Annotated in this window: 18 protein-coding genes; 8 read left to right on the forward strand and 10 right to left on the reverse strand. The window is 74.5% G+C overall.

Going from position 1 to position 21,943, the window contains the following annotated elements; all coding sequences use genetic code 11:
- Window positions 1-219 precede the first annotated feature (219 nt).
- On the reverse strand, window positions 220-885 hold the full coding sequence (locus tag ACFQ6N_RS28325) for a hypothetical protein (protein ID WP_380654799.1): 666 nt from the start codon (window positions 883-885) through the stop codon (window positions 220-222).
- Between the two features lie 105 nt (window positions 886-990).
- Here ACFQ6N_RS28325 and ACFQ6N_RS28330 point away from each other — a divergent pair, with 105 nt between their 5' ends.
- Window positions 991-1,638, forward strand: a complete 648-nt coding sequence (locus ACFQ6N_RS28330; protein WP_380654801.1) for a TetR family transcriptional regulator — start codon at window positions 991-993, stop codon at window positions 1,636-1,638.
- A 5-nt stretch (window positions 1,639-1,643) separates the two neighbouring features.
- On the forward strand, window positions 1,644-2,393 hold the full coding sequence (locus tag ACFQ6N_RS28335; RefSeq protein ID WP_380654804.1) for a TrmH family RNA methyltransferase: 750 nt from the start codon (window positions 1,644-1,646) through the stop codon (window positions 2,391-2,393).
- A 40-nt stretch (window positions 2,394-2,433) separates the two neighbouring features.
- Here the strand turns inward: ACFQ6N_RS28335 and ACFQ6N_RS28340 are convergent, their stop codons facing one another.
- From ACFQ6N_RS28340 to ACFQ6N_RS28360, 5 genes are all read right to left on the reverse strand, one after another.
- Window positions 2,434-3,765, reverse strand: a complete 1,332-nt coding sequence (locus ACFQ6N_RS28340; RefSeq protein ID WP_380654807.1) for a peptidoglycan-binding protein — start codon at window positions 3,763-3,765, stop codon at window positions 2,434-2,436.
- A gap of 203 nt (window positions 3,766-3,968) precedes the next feature.
- Complete coding sequence (locus ACFQ6N_RS28345) at window positions 3,969-4,880, reverse strand: pyridoxamine 5'-phosphate oxidase family protein (protein WP_380654810.1); 912 nt, start codon at window positions 4,878-4,880, stop codon at window positions 3,969-3,971.
- Between the two features lie 59 nt (window positions 4,881-4,939).
- Window positions 4,940-5,410 (reverse strand): VOC family protein, encoded by a 471-nt coding sequence (locus ACFQ6N_RS28350; protein WP_380654813.1) that lies wholly within the window; start codon window positions 5,408-5,410, stop codon window positions 4,940-4,942.
- Between the two features lie 216 nt (window positions 5,411-5,626).
- Window positions 5,627-6,670 (reverse strand): hypothetical protein, encoded by a 1,044-nt coding sequence (locus tag ACFQ6N_RS28355; RefSeq protein ID WP_380654815.1) that lies wholly within the window; start codon window positions 6,668-6,670, stop codon window positions 5,627-5,629.
- A 319-nt stretch (window positions 6,671-6,989) separates the two neighbouring features.
- Window positions 6,990-9,146, reverse strand: coding sequence for a protease pro-enzyme activation domain-containing protein (locus ACFQ6N_RS28360; RefSeq protein ID WP_380654818.1), 2,157 nt, complete (start codon window positions 9,144-9,146; stop codon window positions 6,990-6,992).
- Window positions 9,147-9,401: 255 nt separating this feature from the next.
- Here ACFQ6N_RS28360 and ACFQ6N_RS28365 point away from each other — a divergent pair, with 255 nt between their 5' ends.
- Window positions 9,402-9,968, forward strand: a complete 567-nt coding sequence (locus tag ACFQ6N_RS28365; protein ID WP_380654821.1) for a CGNR zinc finger domain-containing protein — start codon at window positions 9,402-9,404, stop codon at window positions 9,966-9,968.
- Window positions 9,969-10,073: 105 nt separating this feature from the next.
- On the opposite strand, the gene ACFQ6N_RS28370 is transcribed toward ACFQ6N_RS28365, so the two are convergent.
- The 3 genes from ACFQ6N_RS28370 to ACFQ6N_RS28380 all read right to left on the reverse strand — a co-directional run bounded on the left by ACFQ6N_RS28370 (window position 10,074) and on the right by ACFQ6N_RS28380 (window position 14,941).
- Window positions 10,074-11,564 carry an FAD-dependent monooxygenase gene (locus ACFQ6N_RS28370; protein WP_380654824.1) on the reverse strand — a complete coding sequence of 497 codons (1,491 nt, stop codon included), beginning with the start codon at window positions 11,562-11,564 and terminating at the stop codon, window positions 10,074-10,076.
- Between the two features lie 146 nt (window positions 11,565-11,710).
- The gene (gene paaN / locus ACFQ6N_RS28375; protein ID WP_380654827.1) at window positions 11,711-13,411 is read right to left on the reverse strand and encodes a phenylacetic acid degradation protein PaaN; all 1,701 of its coding nucleotides are present in this window, start codon (window positions 13,409-13,411) and stop codon (window positions 11,711-11,713) included.
- A 264-nt stretch (window positions 13,412-13,675) separates the two neighbouring features.
- The gene (locus tag ACFQ6N_RS28380) at window positions 13,676-14,941 is read right to left on the reverse strand and encodes a hypothetical protein (RefSeq protein ID WP_380654829.1); all 1,266 of its coding nucleotides are present in this window, start codon (window positions 14,939-14,941) and stop codon (window positions 13,676-13,678) included.
- Between the two features lie 152 nt (window positions 14,942-15,093).
- Here ACFQ6N_RS28380 and ACFQ6N_RS28385 point away from each other — a divergent pair, with 152 nt between their 5' ends.
- Window positions 15,094-15,678 carry a TetR/AcrR family transcriptional regulator gene (locus tag ACFQ6N_RS28385; protein ID WP_380654831.1) on the forward strand — a complete coding sequence of 195 codons (585 nt, stop codon included), beginning with the start codon at window positions 15,094-15,096 and terminating at the stop codon, window positions 15,676-15,678.
- Between the two features lie 91 nt (window positions 15,679-15,769).
- Here the strand turns inward: ACFQ6N_RS28385 and ACFQ6N_RS28390 are convergent, their stop codons facing one another.
- The gene (locus tag ACFQ6N_RS28390; RefSeq protein WP_380654834.1) at window positions 15,770-16,216 is read right to left on the reverse strand and encodes an Lrp/AsnC family transcriptional regulator; all 447 of its coding nucleotides are present in this window, start codon (window positions 16,214-16,216) and stop codon (window positions 15,770-15,772) included.
- Between the two features lie 164 nt (window positions 16,217-16,380).
- Here ACFQ6N_RS28390 and ACFQ6N_RS28395 point away from each other — a divergent pair, with 164 nt between their 5' ends.
- The 4 genes from ACFQ6N_RS28395 (at window position 16,381) to ACFQ6N_RS28410 (ending at window position 21,908) form a co-directional block, all read left to right on the forward strand.
- Complete coding sequence (locus ACFQ6N_RS28395) at window positions 16,381-17,520, forward strand: thiamine pyrophosphate-dependent dehydrogenase E1 component subunit alpha (RefSeq protein ID WP_380654837.1); 1,140 nt, start codon at window positions 16,381-16,383, stop codon at window positions 17,518-17,520.
- Window positions 17,520-18,530 (forward strand): alpha-ketoacid dehydrogenase subunit beta, encoded by a 1,011-nt coding sequence (locus ACFQ6N_RS28400; protein WP_380654841.1) that lies wholly within the window; start codon window positions 17,520-17,522, stop codon window positions 18,528-18,530. Before ACFQ6N_RS28395 ends, ACFQ6N_RS28400 begins: the two co-directional genes overlap by 1 nt.
- Before the next feature lie 5 nt (window positions 18,531-18,535).
- A complete protein-coding gene (locus ACFQ6N_RS28405) occupies window positions 18,536-19,936 on the forward strand; it encodes a dihydrolipoamide acetyltransferase family protein (protein WP_380654868.1) in 1,401 nt (466 codons plus the stop codon).
- A gap of 232 nt (window positions 19,937-20,168) precedes the next feature.
- Complete coding sequence (locus tag ACFQ6N_RS28410) at window positions 20,169-21,908, forward strand: globin domain-containing protein (RefSeq protein WP_380654843.1); 1,740 nt, start codon at window positions 20,169-20,171, stop codon at window positions 21,906-21,908.
- Window positions 21,909-21,943: the final 35 nt, after the last annotated feature.

Genomic DNA, 21,943 nt, shown 5'->3' on the forward strand with positions numbered 1-21,943 from the left:
TCTGTGGGTGGGGGGTGGAGACCGTTGGCAGTCTGAAAATCACCCGTCACGCCCCTCTCCGCACCCACCCCCTGCGCCGCCCCGCCCGCAGCACGTCCCTCTCACCGGGGGTAACCGCTTGGTGGGGGAGGGTGGGGGCCTGTGCTTGGGTGGGGGACGGAGGGGGTGGGGGCCTGCGCCGGGGTGGGTGGGGGTGGGGGTGTTGGGGGTGTTGGGGGGTCAGGCTTGGGGGGCGGCTTCTATCCAGTTGGCGAACTCGCAGGCGAAGTGCCACTGGTGGCCGGTGGGGAGGTGGTCGGGGGCGGCTTCGGGGAACTGGACGGTGAGGCGGATCCGGAGGCCGTCGGGGGTGTCGGCGAACTCGTGCATGACGCGGAGGATCTCGGTGCCGTCGGCGAGGGTGCCGGTGCCGCCGATGCGGACCGGGAAGGTCGCGTCGTCGGGGGCGGTGATGGGGACGTCGTCGTGGAAGTGGAGGAAGAAGCGGGTCGGGGTGGTGCCGATGGTTTCGATGATCTCGACCCGGTCGCCGGTGGAGTCGGCGAGGTAGTGCTCGGGGTTGGCGGCGAGCAGGGCGGCGCGGTCGCCGGTGTGCAGGCGGCCCTGCCACCAGGTGAGGAAGCTGGCGGCGTCGGTGCCGGTGGTGGTGAGTTCGGTGACGGCGGTGCGCCAGCGGCCGGCGGAGGCGTGGGCCCAGGCGGTGAGGGCGGTGTCGGCGGCGGTGGTGTCGGGGGTGAGCAGGTCGCGGATCCGGTCGTCGCCGAGGCGCTGCTTGAGCAGCCGGAGGGCGGCGCGGGCGCGGTCGAGTTCCCAGGCGAGGACGGCCTCGCGGGGGTGGGTGGTGCCGTCGATGTCGGTGCGGATGGCGGGTGCGGTGGTGGTCATGACGTCACTCCTGGGCAACGGGAACCATGATGCGGAGAGATTTTCTCCGCTTCGTTGGTGACGCTAGCATAGGGGGAGAGATTTTCTCCGGTTAGGGAGTGGTGGATGAGGGCCGACGCGGAACGCAGCCGGCGCAGGATCCTGGACGCCGCCTGCGAGGTGTTCCTGGAGCGGGGCCCGGACGCCCCGCTGGACGCGGTGGTCCGCCGGGCCGGGGTCGGCCCCGGCACCCTGTACCGGCGCTTCCCCGACCGGGAGGCGCTGGTCCGCGCGCTGGTCACCGACCTGCTGGCCCGGCTCGCCGGGGCCGCCGAGGAGGCCCGGCAGGCCGAGCCGGACCCGTACCTGGCGCTGCGCCGCTTCGTGCACGCCGCCGCCGACCTGCGGATGGGCGCGGCGATCGTGGTGCTGCTGGAGCGCCTGGTGGTGGACGAGGAGCTGGTGGCCGTCCGCGGTGGCGCGGTGGCCGCGGTCGAGGAGCTGCTGCGCGCCGCCCGGGAGGCCGGGCGGCTGCGGGCGGACGTCGGGATGGGGGACCTGGTGCTGCTCTGCGTCCGGGTGTCCCGTCCGCTGCCGGGCGCGCTGGCCGCGCTCGACGCGGACGGCTCCCTGGTGCACCGGCACCTGGACCTGGCGCTGGCCGGGCTGGCCGCCGCCCCGGCGGGCGCCTCGGGACGGGCGCTGGGCTTCGACGAGGTGATCGCCGCCGCCGGCCGGCCCGGTGAGCCCGGTCGGACGGGGGTGGCAGAGTGAGCGGCATGGACGACGAGCTGGTGCGGGCGTGGCGGGCGGCCGAGCGGGAGCCGGGGGCGGTGCTGCTGGACGGCTTCCACGCGCTGAAGCACGCGCTGCGCTTCGGCGGTGACGTCCGGCAGGTGCTGACCGCCGACCGGGCCGGGCTGCTGGCGCTGGCCGCCGAACTGGCCGGGGACGTGGTCCCGGCGCTGGACGCGGTCGCCGTGGAGGCGCCCGGGGCGGTGCTGCGGACGCTGGCGCCCCGGCTGCACCCGACCGGGGTGATCGCGCTGGCCGTCCGGCCCTCCCCCGAGGCCAACCTGGCGGCGCTGGCCGGGCGTCCGCGCCGGGCACCGGTGGTGCTGTTGGAGAACCCGCGCAACCTGGGCAACGTCGGGGCGGTGATCCGGCTGGCGGCCGGGTTCGGGGCGACCGGGGTGGTGACCACGGGCGAGTTGGATCCCTGGCATCCGACCGTGCTTCGGGGCAGTGCGGGCCTGCACTTCGCCACCGCGGTGGAGCGGGTGAGTCTGCCGGAGCTGCCGGCCGGGCCGTTGTACGTGCTGGATCCGGAGGGCACCGACATCCGGGACCTGCCGTTCCCGGACGACGCGCTGCTCGCCTTCGGTACCGAGCGGCACGGGGTCTCGGCGGAGCTCAAGGAGCGGGCCGACCGGTTGGTCGCGGTGCCGATGCAGGCGGGGGTGTCCAGCTTCAACCTGGCGACGAGTGTGGCGATGGGCCTGTTCCACTGGATGTCCGGCAAGCGCTGAGGCGCGGCGCCCGGGCGGGCACCGCGCCTCGGCGGGGGCGTCAGGAGAAGAGCCGGCGCCAGGTGTCCGGGCCCGGGTAGCCGTCGGCCTCGGCGCCGCGCCAGCCCTGGGCGAGCTGGAAGGCCTGGGTGGCCCTGCGGTCGCTCTCGCTCCAGCGCGGGCCCGGGCCGACGGTGTACGAGCCGCCGAAGCCCTTGCGGACCAGTTGCTCGCCGAGCTGCCGGACGTGGTCGTTGCTCTGGCCCGGGCCGAAGTACTGCGCCCCCGGGAAGGCGGCGGTGGTGGGCGGTGGCGGCGGGGGCAGCGGGGCGCCGCCGTCGATGTTCCGGCCCTTGCCGTTGACCAGGTAGTCCCAGGTGTCCTTGCCGGGGATGCCGTCGGCCTCGGCGCCGCGCCAGCCCTGGGCGAGCTGGAAGGCCTGGGTCGCCTTGCGGTCGGCCTCGCCCCAGCGCGGGCCCGGGCCCTCCGTGTAGAAGCGGCCGCCGCCGCGCTGCACCAGCATCCGGCCGAGCCTGGTGACGTACGCGTTGTCGGCGCCCGGCCCGAACTTGTCGGCGCCGGGGAAGGCGGTCGAGGAGGTGCCGCCGCCGTCGCTGCTGCCGGCGGACAGCCCGGTGTAGCGGTACGGGACGTAGGCGCCGGAGTTGTTCCAGTACGCGTACGGGGTGGAGCGCTTCTTGGCGGCGGGGGAGGTCTGCTCGTAGGCGACGTAGCGGGTGCGGGAGGAGTCCGCCCAGCCGCCGAAGACCGTCACGTGCGAACCGGCCTGCGGGTTGGCCGGGTTGTTGTAGATCAGCACGTCGCCGGGCTGGAGGTCGTTCTTGCCGATCCGCTCGGCGAAGTCCGGCAGGGTCCAGGTGGTCTGGCTGCTGCCGAGGCCCCAGGCCATCGAGACGAAGCCGGAGCAGTCCTGGCGGTAGCCGTCCGACCAGTAGCGGCTCATGCTGTACGGCACGCCCTGGTCGACCCAGCTCTGCGCGCGCTGGATGATCTGCGCCCGGGTGACCGGGGTGGCGGCGGGGGAGGCGTAGGCGCGGGCGCCCGGGGCCTGGCCGTAGAGGCCGCTGACCTCGCCCTGGGGGGTCTGCGGGGGCTGGGCGGTGCTGCTGCCGCCCGGGGTGGGACTGGGCGCGGGGGCGGCGGTGGCCGCTCCGGCGGCGGCCGTCCCGCCGCCGATCGCGGTGCCGACGGCGGCCATCAGCACGGCGGCCCGGCGGCGGATGCTGCGGGCCGCGGCGTGGCCGCCCTCGTGTACCGGCGCGGCGTGCAGCCGGGCCCGGCGGCGGGCACTGCAGCCCCCGCATATGCAGTCCTCCGCCGGTTCGACCTCGTCGAACTCCATGAGCGGGGACAGGGGGTCGGTAAGGGTCATGCTCCGCCTCTTTCCTGCGGTCTTTCCTGGTCAGCGCCTGACGGGCTGACAGGACTGACCTTCCCGGGCCGGGCCCGTGTTATCGGGACCAAAGTCCCAAAGCGGGAGGAGTACGGCGCGGCGGGTTGAGCCGAACAGGTGATTGGCTCCCTCGGCCGAAGGTGTGGGAGCCCCGGTGGCGGTGGTGCGGACCTGAGCCGGGGTCAGTGCGGGTTGGCGGGCGAGTACTCGGGGTCGGTCCAGGTCAGCGGGGTGGCGTCGGCGAGTTCGAGCACGCCGGTGACGGCCAGTTCGACCATCCGTTCGGCGCCCGGGGCGGACCGCCGGGCCTCCTCGGACCAGTCGGTGCGGGCCTCGCCGGTGACCAGCAGGGCCCCGCCGGTCTCCCAGTCGGGCAGCAGCAGGCCGGCCCGCGGGTCCAGTTCCAGGTTGCCCAGGGTCAGGAACATGCTGTTGCCCTGGTAGTCCGGCCAGCGCAGCAGGTCCGGCGCCGGCGCCTCCAGGAAGCCGGGGAAGCCGCCGCGGTGGGAGGCGTCCACGCTGCCGTCCGGGCCGGTGGTGGCGATGAAGAAGGTGTCGGCGCAGCCTGCCGCCAGGCGCTGCGCGGTGGTCAGCCGGGAGCCCGCGGCGACCTTGCGGGGCGGGCCCGCGGCCGGGCGGTCCACCGGGGTGCGGCGCTGGATGTACTTCGGGCAGTTGGCCACCACCTCGTCGGCGCCGACCAGCAGGCCGCCCCGGCCGTCCGGGACGGAGCGGCCGTTGAGCCGCATCCGGCGGCGGCCGGCCGGGTCCAGGGCGATGGTGCCGACCCGGGCCGGGCGGGCCAGTGCCTCGGCCAGCGGGTCGGCCCCGGCCGGGCTGGCGGCGACCGCCAGGGTCCGCTCGTCGGCCGCCCGCAGGAAGCCGGCCGGTCCGGCCAGCTGGGTGGCCCAGATCCGGCCGTCCCGGTCGGCGGCGCCGACGACCAGCATCCGCCGCTCGGCCAGGAAGCGGTCGGCGACCGCGGGGATGGTGCCGCGGATCGACCGGCCGGCGTGGTCGGCCCGCACGCTCTGGCCGGCCCGGGCCTGGGCGGCCCGCTCGCCGGGGTGGTACGGCGTGGTGACGGTGGTCATGGTCGGCTCCCCCGGGTCGGTCGGACGGTGGTTGCGTACGGGGCGCGGGTCCGGCGGGTCTAGAAGAAGCCGCAGGTGGGGGCGTCGGAGGCGGGTGCGACGGCCTCGGTCCCGTCGACGCCGGTGCGGGTGTAGACCTCCAGCCGGATGCCGTCCGGGTCGGTGAAGAAGATGCCCCCGGAGGCCGAGCCCTCGCTGTGCGGGACGACGCCGTCGTAGGCGAACTCCGCGCCGAGTCCGCGCAGCAGTCGCTCGGTGGCGCGGACCTCGTCGAGGCTCTCGACCTCGAAGGAGAGGTGGTGCAGGCCGGGGTTCGCGGTGGCGAAGGCGCCGGTGCTCTGCTGCCAGAGGGTCACCACCAGGCGGCCGTCGCGGCCGAGCAGGGCGAAGCGGCGCTCGGGGTCGGTGCCCTCGGTGGTGACCTGGAGGCCGAACACGGCCCGGTAGAAGTCGACGGAGCGGGCCAGGTCGGTGACGTTCAGGCCGACGTGGCCGGTCTGCAGGGTGCGGGGCGCGGTGCTGCTGGACATGCCTGGTCACTCCCGGATGGCTGGGGGTTCCGGCGAGGCTCCTGCCTAACCGGTACTCATGAGAGTAGGAGTTAGGTAATGGGGCGTCAACCGGTTCGGCCGATCGGGGCGGTCGGTTCCCCGGGATGCCGGGCCGAGGGTCCGGTGCGCACGCGAGAGCCCCGCCGGACCTGACGGTCCGACGGGGCTCGTGGAGGCTGTGGAGGGGAGTGCGGGCTACGCCCACTCCCACCGGATGCCGATGTGGCCCGGCTGCTGGTCCGGGGCCAGGACGTGGGCGCTCGCCGAGGCGCCGATCCACAGCTGCTCGCGGCGGTGGTCGACGCCGGCGCCCGGCTCCCGGTCGTAGCGCTCGCAGTGCGCCGGGACGGCGGCCGGGTCGAAGTGCACCTGGAGCACGTACTCGCGCACCGGGGTGGCGAAGCGGCGGCTGTACTCCAGCGTCGGGCCGCCCGGCGGGATCTCCACCTCGTACTCGAAGACGGTGCTGTCGCCGAGGCCGAGCGGGCGGTCCAGCATCAGCTCGGCGACGGTCAGCCCGGCGTCCGGGCGGCGGCGGACCCGGCCCAGCCGGCCGTGCCGCACCGAGGTGATCTCGGGACAGCCGGTGGCCTCCTCGTCGGCCTTGTGCACGACCAGGCAGCGGCCCACGCCGCCGACCGTGGCGCGCACCACCTGGCGCATCCGCAGCAGGTTGCCGCGCCGCTCGGCGTCCACGTAGTACGAGTCGTGGATGCTCAGGCGCTCCAGCTCGCCGGCCGGCGGGGCGTCCAGTTCGGCGAAGATCGAGGCGATCTCCTGCTCGCCCGGCCAGACGTCCTCCAGCCCGAGGTGGCAGGTGTTGGCCGCGGCGGCCCAGCGGCCGCGCGGGCGGGGCGGGCCGAGCAGTGAGGAGAGCGCGCTGTGCGGCAGGCCGAGCAGTTCCTCCAGGAGGTGGACGGCGCGCAGCGAGCTGGCCCGCTCGGGCTGGCTGCGCCCGCGCCGCCAGTAACTCAGGGTCGTGACACTGACCCTGACGCCGCGTTGGGCGAGTGCGGCGCGGATCCGGTCCAGGCTGAGGCCGCTGGCCTCGATGGCCAGGTGGAGGGTGTCCGCGAAGCCGCCGACCGGGGCGAGCCGGGGGGACGGCGCCTGCGCCGGGGTCGGCGAAGGGGGCGGGGGCGGTACGGGAGCGGCCGCGGGTGCGGGCGGTCCTGGGCGCTCCGTATGCGACCCGACCAGTCGCAGCCGGGCGGCGTCCTGAGGCTGCTGTGCGGCCATGCGGTGACCCTCCCCACCAGGTGAGTCCGGCGGGACCGGGCCGACGCCGGGGCGCGTCGCCAGCGGCTTCACCGAGCTTTGGGGAACCCTATGCACGGTCGAGAGGCTACGTCATCAGTCGTGCGTATGACAGTGGTCACGACGGGTCGACCGGAGAGTTAGCGATCTTGAAACAGCGCGGAAACACGAGGCTCGCCGGAGCCCCCGCAGGACCCCTCCGGAGCCGGGGCGGCCGGACGTGACACCGCCGGGGCGGGCCCTCTCGGCGCCGCCCCGGCGGGGGTATCGGGTGGTACTGCCCGGTGCTACCAGGTGGGGATCACTTGACGTTCAGGGCGACGTCGTCGATCACGAAGCTGGTCTGCTGGGACGAGTCCTCGGTGCCGGTGAACTTGACGGTCACGGTCTGGCCGGCGAAGGAGGTCAGGTCCAGGGTGCGCTGCACGTAGCCGGCGGCGGCGTCCACGTTGGAGTAGGTCGCCAGCGTGGTGCTGTTGGCCTGGACGGTCAGCTTGTCGTACGCGGTGGAGCCGGTCTCCGCGGTGTCGATGTGCAGCCAGAAGGTCAGCTTGGCGGAGGCGCAGCCGGCCGGGACGGAGACGGTCTGCGACAGGGCGTCGGTGTGGGCCGAGCCGTAGCCGTCGAGCCAGGCCTTCCAGCTGCCCGAGTGGGCCGGCTCGGAGGAGCTGTTGTCGACCACGCCGCTGGAGGTGGTCCACGGGGCGGCGGTGCCGGTCTCGAAGCCGCCGTTGACGATCAGCTGGCCGGCGGTGCAGCCGCCGGACGGCGGGGTGGTGCCGCCGCCGAGCAGGGCGGTGGTCAGCGCGTCGGCGACCGGGGAGCCCCAGCCGGTGACCTGGTCGTAGCCGGCCTTGGCGGAGAAGTCCTGGTTGGCGCCGGTGGTCACGTCGTGGAAGACGCTGCCGTAGCTGCTGCTGTTCGCGACGGTGTACAGCCGCGGGCTCGCCTCGCCGAGGACCGGCTGCCCGGCGGCCTTGGCCTTCTGGTTGAACTGGGCCGCGTAGCCGGACCAGAGCGGCGCGGCCGCGCTGGTGCCGCCGTAGACCTGCCAGCCGCCGGCCGTGTAGATCGCGAAGCCGCTCGCCGGGTCGGCGTTGGAGGCGACGTCCGGGACGGTGCGCATGGTGCCGCTGACGCCGGTGCCGGTCTGCCAGCTGGGCTTGGCGAACACGGTGGAGACGCCGCCGCCGGCGGTGCTCCAGGCGCTCTCCGAGGAGTAGGTGTTGCCGCCGCCCACCTTGAGGTTGGTGCCGCCGACACCGGTCTGGTGCGGGCTGGAGGCCGGGAAGTCGACGGCCTTGACGGTCGAGCCGCTGGTGGAGCGGGTGCAGTCGCGCGAGCCGTCGTCGCCGGAGGCGGAGAAGATCGAGATGCCCTGGGCGGCGGCCTGCTTGAAGGCGTTGTCGACCGCGGTCATCGAGGCGGCGGTGGTGTCCGGCTCGCAGGAGCCCCAGGAGATCGAGATGACCGAGGCCCGGTTGTCGGCCACGATCTTGTTGGCCATGTCGATCTCGCCCTGGTCGCTGTTGGGGGCCTCGTAGACCAGCTGGGTGGCCTTGGGCGCCGCGCCGCGGACGATCTCGCTGTCCAGCTCGACCTCGCCCTGGCCCTGGCCGGGGGCGGAGTCGTAGCTCGCGCCGTCCACCGAGACGGTGGAGACGGCCGGGCCGGTCAGGCCGTACTGCGAGTCGTAGGTGGTCAGGTTCGAGGACTGGTAGCCGTCGAACTCCCACAGCGCGACCGTGGTGCCGGTGCCGTCCGCGCCGGTCTTGTTCAGGTTGTAGGCGCCGGTGTACTGCGCCGGGGCCATGCCGCCGGGGGCGGCGGTGGCGGCGTCGGGGGCGATCGCGTTCGGCTTGGCCAGGCGGTTCTTGCGCACCGCGTGGTTGTCAAGGCCGCTGATGCCCTGGACCACGGAGGCCAGGTCGGACGGGATCGAGGCGGCGGCGTCGTTGGCGAAGAAGGCGCGCTGCAGCTGCGGGTCGACGTACGAGCTCTCGTGGGTGCCGAAGGCCTGCGAGACCTGCGCGGCGGTGCCGTGGGCGTTGACGACCTGGCGGTTGGCGCTGACGCCGGAGACGGTCAGGCCCTGCTGGGCGAGGTAGGTCCTGACCTGCTCGACGGCGGCCTGGGTCGGGCCGAACCGCGCGGTGAACTGCTCCGGCGTCAGGTAGCGGCCGAACTCCGGGGTGCCCGGGGTGGCGACGGCGGTGAGGAAGCGGTCCAGCCCTGCGGAGTCACCCAGCTTCAGGCTGACGGACACCGAGATCTGCTGCTCGGCCGGGACGTCGCCCTTCTTCTCCGAGTGGGCCACCGCCGGGTTGACGGTGTTCGGGAGGGCGACGCGGGGGGCGGCGTTGGGGGTGGCGGCCTGCGCGGTGGAGACACCGAGCGAGACGGCGGTCAGCGGCAGCACGGCTATCGCCGCGGCGAGAGCGAGGGAGCGGGGGCGCAACGGATCCTCCTCTGGCCGGCTGTGGGGGCCGGCAAGGGGCCAGGCGTTCCGGGGTCAGAACGCTGGCTAGAACATGACAGAACCGGTGTGCGAAGTGGTTCATGGTCAAGCAATCCGTTGCTAAAAAACAGTCAACTGTGGAGGGGAGGAAATCCGGTGGTTCCATACAGTGAATGGCCGGAATCCCGGTCCGGTCCGTTCCGGTTCGCACCGCGGGACCCGGACGTAGAATTCGGCCGGAGCCGAGGGAGGACGATGACTGACACGACGGCCGACCCGAGGGACCCGAGGCCGCTGGTCGGCGAGCCGCTCGCACTCGACCTGCTGAACACGCGTTGGGCCGGGACACCCGTCAACGACCTGCTCACCGGGGCCGAGGGGTACGGGATCTGGCTCTCCTCCGCCGGGCTCGCCGAGCGCTGCGCCGCCGACGACGCCGGGCTGGCGGCGATCCGGCAGGCCCGGGAGGCGATCCACCTGGCCGCCCGGGACGCCCGTGAGCGGGGCGGGCTGGGCACCGGGGCGCGGGCCGGGCTGGACGAGGTGCTGGCGCACGGGCGGATCCGGCGGACGGCCGGGCCGGGCGGCGCCGAGGACCGGGTCGAGACCGACCGGCCGGAGTGGCTGGCGCCCTGGCTGGCGGCGGACGACTTCCTCACGCTGCTCGGGCAGGGCCCGCAGCGGGTGAAGCAGTGCGCGCACGAGGCGTGCATCCTGCACTTCTTCGACGCCTCGCAGAACGGGCGGCGGCGGTGGTGCCGGATGGCGGTCTGCGGCAACCGCGCGAAGGCGGCACGGCACTACGTGAAGGCGCGGGGCTGACGGACGGTCCGCCGGCCCGGGCGGACGGCCCGGCCGGCGGTGTCCGGGCGGCGGCGTCCGGGCGGGCGCGCGGGATTCCTGGGCGCGCGCCCGACCGGACGGGGGTCAGGCCGGGGCGCCGAGCCAGTCGGTGAGGGCGGCGCGGAGCTCGCCCTGGCCGGGGTCGACGGCGGCCCAGGCGACGTAGCCGTCCGGGCGGATCAGCAGGACGGTGTCGCGCAGCTTGCCGTGCGGGTCGGCGGGGGCGGCGGCGACCATCCGGTCGGCCCAGGGCTCGGCGGCGGCCAGTTCGTCGTTGCTGACGAGCACGAAGGTGCCGGCGCGCAGTGCCTCGTAGAGCCGTTCGGGGGCGGCCGGGGCGTCCTCGGCGGGCTTGCTGAGGGCGGTCAGCCGCAGGTCCGGGACGCGCTTGCCGACCTGCGGGTGGGCGTCCTTGGGCGCGGGGTAGGAGATGCCGATGCCGGAGACCAGCCGGGCGCCGCGCTCGGTGACCAGGTCGAGGTGGCCGCCCAGCGCGGTGAGTGCCCCGCGCAGGGCGCGGGTGGGGGCGGACTCGGCGAGGGCGAGCCGGATCAGCGCGCCGGAGGTGCGCAGCACCGTCTTCCCGACCGGGTGCCGCTCGGTCTGGTAGGTGTCGAGCAGGGCGTCGGTGGCCCGGCCGCGGAGGGCGGCGGCGAGCTTCCAGGAGAGGTTGGCGGCGTCCTGGAGGCCGGTGTTCATGCCCTGGCCGCCGGCCGGGGAGTGGCAGTGGGCGGCGTCGCCGGCCAGGAAGACCCGGCCGGAGCGGTAGTTGGGGACCTGGCGCTCGTCGCTGTGGAAGGTGGAGCTCCAGCGGACCTCCCGCAGGCCGAAGTCCTCGCCGAGGATGGCCCGGGTGAGGGCGGTGAGCTGCTCCGTCGTGGGGGTGGTGCCGTCCGGGAAGCGCTCGTTGCGGTCCCAGGCGATGATCCGGAACCAGCCGTCGCCGAACGGGGCGATGAAGGCGAAGCCGGTGTCGTTGGCGGCGACGGTGATCGCCTCGGTGGGCTCGTGCTCCAGCCGGACGTCGGCCAGCACCACGGAGTCGACCACCGACTCGCCGGGGAACGGGATGCCGAGCAGGTCGCGGACGGCGGAGTGGACGCCGTCGGTGCCGACCGCGTACGCGGCGCGGTGGGTGTGCCCGTCGGCGGTCTCCAGCGTCACGCCCTCGGCGTCCTGGCGCAGCCCGGTGACCTCGGTGCCGCGCAGGAGGACCGCGCCGGCCTTCTCCGCGCGTTCCAGGAGCAGCCGTTCGACGTTGTACTGCGGGGTGATCAGGACGAACGGGAAGCGGGTCTGGAGCGAGCCGAGGTCGATGCCGAAGCGGTCGAACATCCGTAGCGCGCCGAGCGGGCGGCCGGTGGCGATCAGGTCCTCGGCCAGGCCGCGGGCGTCCAGCAGCTCCAGGCTGCGGGCGTGCACGGCGAAGGCGCGGGTGAGGTTCGACTCGGCGGCCCGCTTCTCCAGCACGGTGACGCCGATGCCGGCGGCGGCCAGGTCGCCGGCCAGCAGCAGTCCGGTCGGTCCGGCGCCGACGATGAGGACGTCGGTTTCGGTCGTCGGCTTCACGGCCATGTATCAGCTCCCGTTGTTCGGAGGTCGGTTGGACGCCGTTCCCGGCGTTCTCCCAGACTCCATCATCGCGGGCCCGGTGGGAGCTGTGAACCGCCGGGCCCCGGCGGTGGTGACCGCCGGGGCCCGGGGGCGTGCCCGGAGGGGGCTCAGGCGTGCCGGCGGATCTCCACCGTGCGGAACCGGTTGGCGACGAACGCCCCGTCGCAGTAGGCCGAGTTGGCGGCCGGGTTGGCGCCGGTGCCGTGCAGGTCGGAGAAGGCGGCGGTCTGGTTGGGGTAGACGCCGCCGGTCAGGTTGAGCGAGAGCGAGACGCCGGAGTCCAGCGCGGCCTCCACCAGCAGCGCCTCCACCTCGGGCGAGGTGGTGTAGCCGGAGGCCGTCATGGCGCCCTTCTCGCGGACCGTGGTGCGCAGCAACTCGATCCCGGCGGCGGTGGATTCGACGGCGACGGCGAAGGAGACCGGGCCGAAGCACTCGCTGCGCAGGACCGCGCGGTCGTCCGGCTTGTCGGCGTCCAGCTTGACCAGGGCGGGGGTGCGGACGGTCGCGCCGGGGAAGTCCGGCGAGGTCACCGCGCGCGGGGCGAGGGCGACCTCGCCGTACTCGCCGCCGGCCGCGGCGGCCGAGCGCTGCAGCACGCCCGGGTTGACCACGGCGCCGAGGACGGCGGCGGCGCGGGCGTCGTCGGAGAGCAGGCCCTCGATCGCGCCGGCCAGGTCGGCGACGACCTCGTCGTAGGACTTGTCGCCCTGGTCGGTGCCGATGCCGCCGCGCGGGATCAGCACGTTCTGCGGGGTGGTGCACATCTGGCCGCTGTAGAGCGAGAGCGCGAAGGCCAGGTTGCCCAGCATGCCCTTGTAGTCGTCGGTGGAGTCGATCAGCACCGCGTTGACGCCGGCCTTCTCGGTGTACACCTGGGCCTGCCGGGCGTTGTCCTCCAGCCAGTCGCCGAAGGCGGTCGAGCCGGTGTAGTCGATCATCTTGATCTCGGGGCGGACGGCGAGGGTCGCGGCGACGGTGCCGCCCTCGTGCTCGGCGGCCAGGCAGACCAGGTCGGCGTCGAAGCCGGCCTCGGCGAGCACCTCGCGGGCGGTCCGCACGGTCAGCGCGAGCGGCAGCACGGCCCGCGGGTGCGGCTTGACCAGCACCGGGTTGCCGGTGGCCAGGGAGGCGAACAGGCCGGGGTAGCCGTTCCAGGTGGGGAAGGTGTTGCAGCCGATCAGCAGCGCGAGGCCGCGCGGGACGACGGTGAACTCCTTGGTCATCACCAGCGGGTCGCGCTTGCCCTGCGGCTTGGTCCAGCCGGCCTGCTTCGGCAGCCGGGTCTGCTCGGCGTACGCGTAGGCGACGGCCTCCAGGCCGCGGTCCTGGGCGTGCGGGCCGCCGGCCTGGAAGGCCATGCCGTACGCCTGGCCGGTGGTGTGCATCACGGCCTGGGCGAACTCGTGGGAGCGGGCGTTGATCCGGTGCAGGATCTCCAGGCAGACGGCGGCGCGCTCCAGCGGGGAGGCGGCGGCCCAGCCGGGGCGGGCGGCGGTGAGCGCGGCGATCAGCGCGTCCGGGCCGGCGTGCGGGTAGGTGATGCCCAGCTCGACGCCGTACGGGGAGGCCTCGCCGCCGACCCGGTCGCCGTCGCAGGGGTGGCCCGGCAGGTCGAAGGGCTTGCCGAGCAGGGCGTCGAAGGCGGCCTTGCCGTCGGCCGGGCCGCTCTCGCCGTACGCCTTCGGGAACTCGGGGTAGGGCGACCAGTAGTCGCGCTTGGCGGCGGCGGCGAGCGCGGCGTCCAGGGTGGCCTGGTGGCGTTCGACCAGCTCGCTGACGAGGGGGTGGGTGACCGCTGCGGACATCGGTGCGCTCCTCAGAGGGGAGGACGGGACACGTCACAGAGTAACCGAACGATCGGTCGGCTCAAGAGGGTTCGGGGACGGGAATCCGCGCGGCCGCACGGGCGGGGGTGTCCGCGTACGGGGGTGTCCGCGTACGGGGTCCGCGCGAACGTACGGGCGAACGTACGGGCCCGGGTGTCCGGGCAGACGAACGGGGGCGCGTCCGTGGCGGACGCGCCCCCGTGGGCTCCGGTGGCTGCCGGCCGGCGGCCGGGTGTGCTCTCCCTACGGCACGCCCAGCTCGAACAGCACGTACCCGCCGTACCAGCCGGAGGCGAGCGCGCCGGTGCCCAGCACGGCGGCCAGCACCGGCCAGCTCAGCTTGCGCATCGCCACCGCGAGGGCGATGAGCAGCGGGAACGCGGGCAGCAGGTAGCGCGAGGTGTTGCCGAAGATGCCGAGGCTGCCGAGCACCGAGACGATCGTCGCCAGCGTGTAGGCGGTCAGCACCAGCGGCGGGCGCAGCCGGATCATCAGCACGATCAGCATCGGCAGGCTGAGCACGATCAGGGTGGCGAGCAGGTCCGGCACCGGGAAGGCGAAGGGGTAGTCGCCGCGGCCCAGCAGCACGCCCCGGATCGCGTGCCAGGTGCCCTGGCCCCCGTCGAAGTAGTGCAGCCAGGCGTCGTGCTGCAGCCGGAAGTAGCCGCCCCACTCGCCGGTCCGCCAGCCCACCCAGCCGACGTAGCCCAGCAGCCCGACCGGGGCCAGCAGCATCGCGGTCAGCGGGCGCAGCACGCCGCTCTCCCGCCGGTACAGCTCGACCAGCGCGGCCAGGCCCACCGCGCCGATCAGCGCCGCCGCGGTCGGCCGGTTGAGCCCGGCGACCAGGGTGATCACCCCGGCCGCGACCCACTGCCTGGTCATCACGCAGTAGCAGGCCCAGGCGGCCAGCGCGACGAAGGTCGAGTCCGAGTAGACCGCCCACTCGGCGCCCGAGCCCGGGGCGATCGCCCAGAGCCCGGCCGCGACCACGCCCGCCCGGACGTCCCCGGACAGCTTCTCCACCACGGCGTAGATCCCGGCGGCGGCGAACAGCGAGGCCACCACCGAGACCAGCATCCCGGCGCCGTACAGGCCGAGCGGGGTGACCTCCGAGGTCAGCCGCATCAGACCCGGGTAGAGCGGGAAGAAGGCGGCCGAGTTCTGCTCGATGTTGAAGCCCTCCGGCCCCGGGATCGGGACCAGCGCCGGGTGGTAGCCGAACTGGGCCACCTGCTGGTACCACCAGCCGTCCCAGCTGGCCAGGACGTCCCACGGGTTGGCGCCGCCGCCGAACCGGGCCGGCTTCTTCGCGTAGTCGCCGGCGAAGGAGAGCAGCTTCATGAACACGGTGAAGCCGACCAGCTTGAGCACCGCGTAGCACCACACGGCCGGACCGAAGCGGACCACCAGCGCGCGGCCGCGCTCCTGCCAGGCGCGCGAGGCGTCCTCCGGCTCCCCGCTGCGCTGCTCTGGCACGTCGGAGGCGACTGCCGGTATTGCGTTCATCAGCCGTGGACCCCAGCCTGCTGGACGTGGACGGATAGTCCGCAGATTCTAGGGCCTGCACCCCTCCTGTGGTGTGGACCAAGTCCCCCGGAAGACGCGGGCGGGGAGGACCCGACGGCGTACCGGGCGGGGCGGGCGGGGATACTCGGGGGATGGCCGATCACACCACGCGCACCGCCTACACCGTGGAGTCACTGCTCGCGGTGACCGTCGACGTCTTCAACGAGCGCGGCTACGACGGCACCTCGATGGAGGACCTGTCCCGGGCGGCCGGGATCTCCAAGTCCTCGATCTACCACCACGTCCGCGGCAAGGAGGAGCTGCTGCGGCTGGCGGTCGGGCGGGCGCTGGACGGACTGTTCGGGATCCTGGCCGAGCCGGCGGCGGTCGGGGGCCCGGCGGTGGAGCGGCTGGAGCACGTGGTGCGGCGCACCGCCGAGGTGCTGCTGGCGGAGCTGCCGTACGTGACGCTGCTGCTGCGGGTGCGCGGCAACACGGCCACCGAGCAGTGGGCGCTGGAGCGGCGGCGGGACTTCGACCACCAGGTCGCCGAGCTGCTGCGGGCGGCCGTCGCGGACGGCTCGCTGCGCGCGGACGTGGAGCCGCGGCTGGCCACCCGGCTGCTGTTCGGGATGATCAACTCGATCGTGGAGTGGTACCGGCCCGGGCTCAAGGCGGCCGACGGGGTCGCGGACGCGGTGGTGCACCTGGCCTTCGACGGGCTGCGGGCGCGGTAGCCCCCTGCCCCTGTCCCTGCTTCGGCCCTGTCACGCCCTGCTTCGGCCCGGCCCTGGTCCGGCCGGGCTGTGGGGGGCCGGGGCCGGCGGATCAGTCCGGGGGGACCTGGTCGGTCTCCTCGAAGACCAGCATCGTGCGGGTGCCGAGCACCTGGGGGATGGACTGGATGCGGTTGAGCACCAGCTCCCGCAGGGCCAGGTTGTCGGCGGTGTGCACCAGCAGCAGGACGTCGAAGTCCCCGCCGACCAGCGCGATGTGCGCCACCCCCGGCAGCTCCAGCAGCTGCTCGCGGACCGTGCGCCAGGAGTTCTGGACGATTTTCAGGGTGATGTACGCGGACGCGGTCTGACCTGCGCGTTCGTGGTCCACCCGGGCCGTGAAGCCGCGGATGATGCCGTCCTCGACCATCCTGGAGATCCGGGCGTACGCGTTCGCCCGGGACACGTGCACCCGCTCGGCCACCGAGCGGATCGAGGCGCGGCCGTCCTGCTGCAGCAGCCGCAGGATCGAACGGTCGACCCGGTCGAGTCTGGACATCTGTTCAGCCGACACGACCCGCCACCCCTATCGATTGGACACACTGCCACCAGTCGACCGCCGCTCAAGCCGAATGTCCACCACCTTGTCACGCTTCTGGTCAAGATGAACAGACAACCGAACAATCGGTAGGGAGCCCCCGCCACCCCTGGAGGTGCCCCGAGATGACCGTTCTCGACCACAGACACCACACGGGCGTACCCGGATGGCTGCCCGGAGCGACCGCCCCGCGCACCGATCCGGCCCCCCTTCTGCCGGACCCCTCCCCCGTGCGGGTGCTCGGCACCCCCGCGCTGGAGAAGTACGACCCGGCGCTGCTGCGCGAGCTCCACCGGCGCCTGGTCGTCGGCCGCCGGTACAACCAGCAGGCCACCACCCTGACCAAGCAGGGCCGGCTCGCCGTCTACCCGGCGTCCACCGGCCAGGAGGCCTGCCAGGTCGCCGCCGCGCTGGTGCTCGGCGAGCAGGACTGGCTGTTCCCCAGCTACCGCGACACCCTCGCGGTGGTCTCCCGGGGCGTCGACCCGCTGGAGGCGCTGACCCTGCTGCGCGGCAACGCCCACACCGGCTACGACCCGCGCGCCACCCGCACCGCCCCGCTCTGCACCCCGCTCGCCACCCAGGCCCCGCACGCCGTCGGGCTGGCGCACGCCGCCCGGCTGAGCGGCGACCCGGTGGTCGCGCTGGCGATGCTCGGCGACGGCGGCACCAGCGAGGGCGACTTCCACGAGGCGCTGAACTTCGCGGCCGTGCTCGACGCGCCGGTGGTCTTCCTGGTGCAGAACAACGGCTACGCGATCTCCGTGCCGCTCAGCGCGCAGTCCGCCGCGCCCACCCTCGCCCACAAGGCCGTCGGCTACGGCATGGCGGGCCGGCTGGTCGACGGCAACGACGCCCCCGCCGTGCACTCCGTGCTCACCGAGGCCGTCGAGCGGGCCCGTAGCGGCGGCGGCCCGACCCTGGTCGAGGCGCTGACCTACCGGGTCGAGGCGCACACCAATGCCGACGACGCCACCCGCTACCGCACCGAGCCCGAGGTGGCCGCCTGGCGGGAGCACGACCCGATCCTGCTGATGGAGCGCGCCCTGCGCGAACTCGGCGTGCTGGACGACCGGCTGGTGCAGGAGGCGGCGGACGAGGCCGAGGCACTGGCCGCCCGGATGCGGGCCGAGTTCCACGCCGAACCGGACCTCGACCCGATGTCGCTGTTCGCCCACGTCTTCGCCGAGCCGACCCCGCAACTGCGGGAACAGGCAGCCCAGTTGTCCGCCGAGCTGGCCGCCGAGGCCGAGGTGCAGCAGTAATGACCGACACGGCTACCCCGACCCGGAGCGCCACCCGGACCGCCTCCATGGCGCAGGCGCTCAACTCCGCGCTGCGGGACGCCATGCACGCGGACCCGGCGGTCCACGTCCTCGGCGAGGATGTCGGCGCGCTCGGCGGCGTCTTCCGGATCACCGACGGCCTGACCGCCGAATTCGGCCCGGACCGCTGCCTGGACACCCCGCTGGCCGAGGCCGGCATCCTCGGCACCGCGATCGGCATGGCGATGTACGGGCTGCGCCCGGTGGTCGAGATGCAGTTCGACGCCTTCGCCTACCCGGCGCTGGAGCAGCTGTTCTCGCACGTCGCCAAGATGCGCAACCGCACGGCGGGCCGGATGCCGCTGCCGATCACCGTCCGGATCCCGTACGGCGGCGGTATCGGCGGGGTCGAGCACCACAGCGACGCCTCCGAGGCGTACTACACCAGCACCCCCGGCCTGCACGTGGTCACCCCGGCGACGGTGGCCGACGCGTACGGGCTGCTGCGCGCCTCGATCGCGTCCGACGACCCGGTGGTCTTCCTGGAGCCCAAGCGGCTCTACTGGGGCAAGGACGAACTCGACCCGGCGGCGCCGGTCGAACCGGTCGGGAAGGCCGTGCTGCGGCGCACCGGGACCTCCGCCGTGCTGATCACCTACGGTCCCTCGCTGCCGGTCTGCCTGGAGGCGGCCGAGACGGCGAAGGCCGAGGGCTGGGACCTCGCGGTGCTGGACCTGCGCAGCCTGGTGCCGTTCGACGACGAGACGGTCTGCCGGGTGGTGCGCTCGCTCGGCCGGGCCGTGGTCGTGCACGAGGCGACCGGCTTCGGCGGCACCGGCGCGGAGATCGCCGCGCGCGTCACCGAGCGCTGCTTCCACCACCTGGCCGCGCCCGTCCTGCGGGTCACCGGCTTCGACATCCCGTACCCGCCGCCGATGCTGGAGCACCACCACCTGCCCGGGGTGGACCGGATCCTGGACGCGGTCGCCCGGCTCCAGTGGGAGGACTGAGCATGATGCCCGTCGTACGGGAGTTCCGGCTGCCCGATCTCGGTGAGGGTCTCACCGGGGCCGAGGTGGTGCGCTGGATGGTCGAGGTCGGCGACGTGATCGCGGTCGACCAGGCGGTGGTGGAGGTGGAGACCGCCAAGGCCGTGGTGGAGGTGCCCTGCCCGTACGGCGGGGTGGTCACCGCGCGGTACGGCGAGGAGGGCGAGGAGGTCGCCGTCGGCGCGCCGCTGGTGACGGTCGCGGTGGCGTCGGAGGGCGGGCTTCCTGTGGCGGGCCCGTCGGGTGCCGGTGCCGGTGCCGGTGCGGCTGCCGGTGCTGCCGTCGCCGCCGAGCCGGCCGCCGGGGTCGAGCGGCCGCTGGTCGGGTACGGCGTCGCGGAGACCGCGAAGGGCGGGCGACGACGCCGGGTCGGCTCGTCGGCTCCGGGCGCGGTGGTCATGCCGGTCGCGGTGCCGGTCGTGGCGCCCGTCGCGGCTCCGGTCGCGGTGGTACCGGAGGTGCCGGTCGTGGTGCCGGTGATCTCGCCGCTGGTGCGGCGGCTGGCGCGGGAGCAGGGCGTCGACCTGGCCGCGCTCACCGGGAGCGGGCCGGACGGGCTGATCATGCGGGCGGATGTCGAACGGGCGGTCGCGGCCGGGGTCGCGGCACCGGTGGCCGCAGCCGTGGCCGCTGTTGCCCCAGCCGCTGCTGCCGCCGCCAGTCCGTCGGCGGTCGCAGCGGAGGGCGTCGTCCCGCTGCGCGGGCTGCGCCGGGCGGTGGCCGAGAAGCTCAGCCGCAGTCACCGGGAGATCCCGGCCGCGACCTGCTGGGTGGACGCCGACGCCACCGGACTGATGGCGCTGCGACGGCAGTTGAACGCCGCGCCGGGACCGAAGGTGAGCGTGCTGGCGCTGCTGGCGCGGATCTGCACGGTCGCGCTGGCGCGCTTCCCCGAGCTCAACTCCTCGGTGACCGAGGACGGTTCGGGCATCGTCCGGCACTCGGCGGTGCACCTGGGCTTCGCGGCGCAGGGCGAGCGCGGCCTGGTCGTGCCGGTGGTGCGGGACGCGCAGGCTCGCAGTACCGAGCAACTCGGCGAGGAGCTGGGCCGGTTGACCGAGTCGGCGCGCAACGGTTCGCTCACCCTGGCCGAACTGACCGGCGGCACCTTCACGTTGAACAACTACGGGGTGTTCGGCGTGGACGGCTCCACCCCGATCCTCAACCACCCCGAGGCGGCGATGCTCGGGGTCGGCCGGATCGTCGCCAAACCGTGGGTCCACGAGGGGGAGTTGGCGGTGCGCGAGGTGACGCAGCTGTCGTTCACCTTCGACCACCGGGTCTGCGACGGCGGCACCGCGGGCGGCTTCCTGCGGTTCGTCGCGGACTGCGTGGAGCAGCCGGGGATGCTGCTGCGGCAGCTCTGAGGGAGCCTGCCGCGCGCGGACGGCGGTTGCCCTGGGTGGACGGGGGGCCACTCAGGGCAACCGCGACGAGTGAGAGTAGCGCGTCGCCGGCCCGGGTGTCCGGGCTTCGCGTGATTTGTCGGATGAGCAGTTCGGGCGTGCCACGCTGCCTAGGCGTCAGCAGAGACAAGCCAGGTGGTGGCGCAGGGCAGCCGGAGGCGAAACGATTCTCTTGGGTACTCGAAACGTAGCGGTGAAGTCCCGCAGAACACTTCTGGTCCGCACCGGGCTCGGCTCGGCGGGGGCCGCCTCCGTCCCGGGCCTCCCGGAGCTCCCGCCCGAGGGGGCGGCGGCGCCGGAGGCGACCGTACGGCCGCCGCGGCCGCTGGACCCGCCGGACCTGCCGCCGGATCTGCCGCTGGTGCCGGACGCCGCCGGGCCGGACCCCGTCCGCCTGGTGATCCCGGCCATGCCGTCCGAGCCGCCGGCCGTGCCGGCGCCGAGCTACCCGGCGTCCGGCCATCCGGCGTCCGGCCATCCGGCGCCCGGCTACCCGGGGGCGGACCACCCGGGGGCGGACCGCTCCGGGCCGGGCTACCCGGCGGCGCCGGTCTCGGCCACCGGCACCTCGCCCGCCTTCCGCCCGCTGTTCGCCGACGCGCCCGGGCTCAACTGGTCCGGGCCGGGCGACAGTTGGAGCGACGCATGGTCCGCTCCTGCGCCGTTCCCCGGGACGGCGCAGGCCCCGGCCGCGCGGCCCGTCGAGCTGCCGACCGTGCCGTCCGCGCTGCCGCCCACCGCCGGGCCGGCCGACGCCACCGCGGTCGCCTCCGTCGACGCCGGCGCCGTCGAACTGCCGCTCACCGCACGGGACATCGAGCTGATCCGGGCCAGCCTCGCCGTCGTCGAGCCGGTCGCCGACCGGGCCACCGCGCACTTCTACGCGCTGATCTTCCTGAACCACCCCGAGGTCCGTTCGCTCTTCCCCGCGGCCATGGACGTCCAGCGCGACCGGCTGTTCCGCGCGCTGCTGTCCGCCGCGCGCGGTGCCGAGGACCCGGTCGCCCTGCGCGCCGGGCTGGCCGCGCTCGGCCGAGGCCACCGCCGGTACGGCACGCTGACCGGCCACTACGCGCCGGTCGGGGAGTGCCTGGTGCAGGCGCTGGCCCGGTACGCGGGCAACCGCTGGGACGCCGACACCGAGCTGGCCTGGCGGCGCGCCTACCGGCTGATCTCCTCGATCATGACCGAGGCCGCCGAGGAGGCCGCCCGCACCTCGCCGCCCTGGTGGCAGGGCGAGGTCGTCCGGCACGAGCACCGGACCCCGGACGTCGCGGTGGTCACCGTCCGCCCGGACCAGGCGTACCCGTACCGGGCCGGGCAGTACGCCGCCCTGGAGACGCCCTGGTGGCCGAGGGTCTGGCGGCACTACTCCTTCGCCTCCGCCCCCCGCCCGGACGGGCTGCTGACCTTCCACGTCAAGGCTGTCCAGGCGGGCTGGGTGAGCAACGCGCTGGTCCACCGGGCCGCGCCCGGGGACGTCCTGCGGCTGGGCCCGGCGGCCGGCTCGATGACCGTCGACCACACCGCCGGCCCGGACCTGCTCTGCCTCGGCGGCGGCACCGGCATCGCGCCGATCCGCGCGCTGGTCGAGGAGGCCGCCGCCCACGGCGCGCCCGGCCGCCGGGTCGAGGTGTTCTACGGGGCCCGCCGCGCCGAGGAGCTGTACGAGCTGGACGGGCTGTACGAGCTGGCCCGCAGCCACCCCTGGCTGACGGTCCGGCCGGTGCTGTCCGGCACCGGGCCGGCCGGGGGCCTGCTGACCGGTGAACTCCCGGAGGTGGTCGGCAGGTTCGGCCCGTGGGCGGACCGCGAGGCGGTGCTCAGCGGACCGCCCGCGATGGTGCGCCGGGGCGTCGGGGTGCTGCTGCGGTCCGGGGTGCCGGCCGAGCGGATCCGGCACGACCTGGTCGGCGACCTGGCCGCCGGGTGACGGGTGGTGATGGACGGTGTCGTCCGGTGACCGGT

The sequence above is a fragment of the Kitasatospora sp. NPDC056446 genome, assembly GCF_042796115.1.
Taxonomy (GTDB): Bacteria; Actinomycetota; Actinomycetes; order Streptomycetales; family Streptomycetaceae; genus Kitasatospora.

What these genes read in the sequence shown, in the direction of transcription:
- ACFQ6N_RS28325 (WP_380654799.1), bottom strand. Translation starts at nt 885, where the DNA reads ATGACCACCACCGCACCCGCCATCCGCACCGACATCGACGGCACCACC.
- ACFQ6N_RS28330 (WP_380654801.1), top strand. Translation starts at nt 991, where the DNA reads ATGAGGGCCGACGCGGAACGCAGCCGGCGCAGGATCCTGGACGCCGCC.
- ACFQ6N_RS28335 (WP_380654804.1), top strand. Translation starts at nt 1,644, where the DNA reads ATGGACGACGAGCTGGTGCGGGCGTGGCGGGCGGCCGAGCGGGAGCCG.
- ACFQ6N_RS28340 (WP_380654807.1), bottom strand. Translation starts at nt 3,765, where the DNA reads ATGACCCTTACCGACCCCCTGTCCCCGCTCATGGAGTTCGACGAGGTC.
- ACFQ6N_RS28345 (WP_380654810.1), bottom strand. Translation starts at nt 4,880, where the DNA reads ATGACCACCGTCACCACGCCGTACCACCCCGGCGAGCGGGCCGCCCAG.
- ACFQ6N_RS28350 (WP_380654813.1), bottom strand. Translation starts at nt 5,410, where the DNA reads ATGTCCAGCAGCACCGCGCCCCGCACCCTGCAGACCGGCCACGTCGGC.
- ACFQ6N_RS28355 (WP_380654815.1), bottom strand. Translation starts at nt 6,670, where the DNA reads ATGGCCGCACAGCAGCCTCAGGACGCCGCCCGGCTGCGACTGGTCGGG.
- ACFQ6N_RS28365 (WP_380654821.1), top strand. Translation starts at nt 9,402, where the DNA reads ATGACTGACACGACGGCCGACCCGAGGGACCCGAGGCCGCTGGTCGGC.
- ACFQ6N_RS28370 (WP_380654824.1), bottom strand. Translation starts at nt 11,564, where the DNA reads ATGGCCGTGAAGCCGACGACCGAAACCGACGTCCTCATCGTCGGCGCC.
- paaN (WP_380654827.1), bottom strand. Translation starts at nt 13,411, where the DNA reads ATGTCCGCAGCGGTCACCCACCCCCTCGTCAGCGAGCTGGTCGAACGC.
- ACFQ6N_RS28380 (WP_380654829.1), bottom strand. Translation starts at nt 14,941, where the DNA reads ATGAACGCAATACCGGCAGTCGCCTCCGACGTGCCAGAGCAGCGCAGC.
- ACFQ6N_RS28385 (WP_380654831.1), top strand. Translation starts at nt 15,094, where the DNA reads ATGGCCGATCACACCACGCGCACCGCCTACACCGTGGAGTCACTGCTC.
- ACFQ6N_RS28390 (WP_380654834.1), bottom strand. Translation starts at nt 16,216, where the DNA reads ATGTCCAGACTCGACCGGGTCGACCGTTCGATCCTGCGGCTGCTGCAG.
- ACFQ6N_RS28395 (WP_380654837.1), top strand. Translation starts at nt 16,381, where the DNA reads ATGACCGTTCTCGACCACAGACACCACACGGGCGTACCCGGATGGCTG.
- ACFQ6N_RS28400 (WP_380654841.1), top strand. Translation starts at nt 17,520, where the DNA reads ATGACCGACACGGCTACCCCGACCCGGAGCGCCACCCGGACCGCCTCC.
- ACFQ6N_RS28405 (WP_380654868.1), top strand. Translation starts at nt 18,536, where the DNA reads ATGCCCGTCGTACGGGAGTTCCGGCTGCCCGATCTCGGTGAGGGTCTC.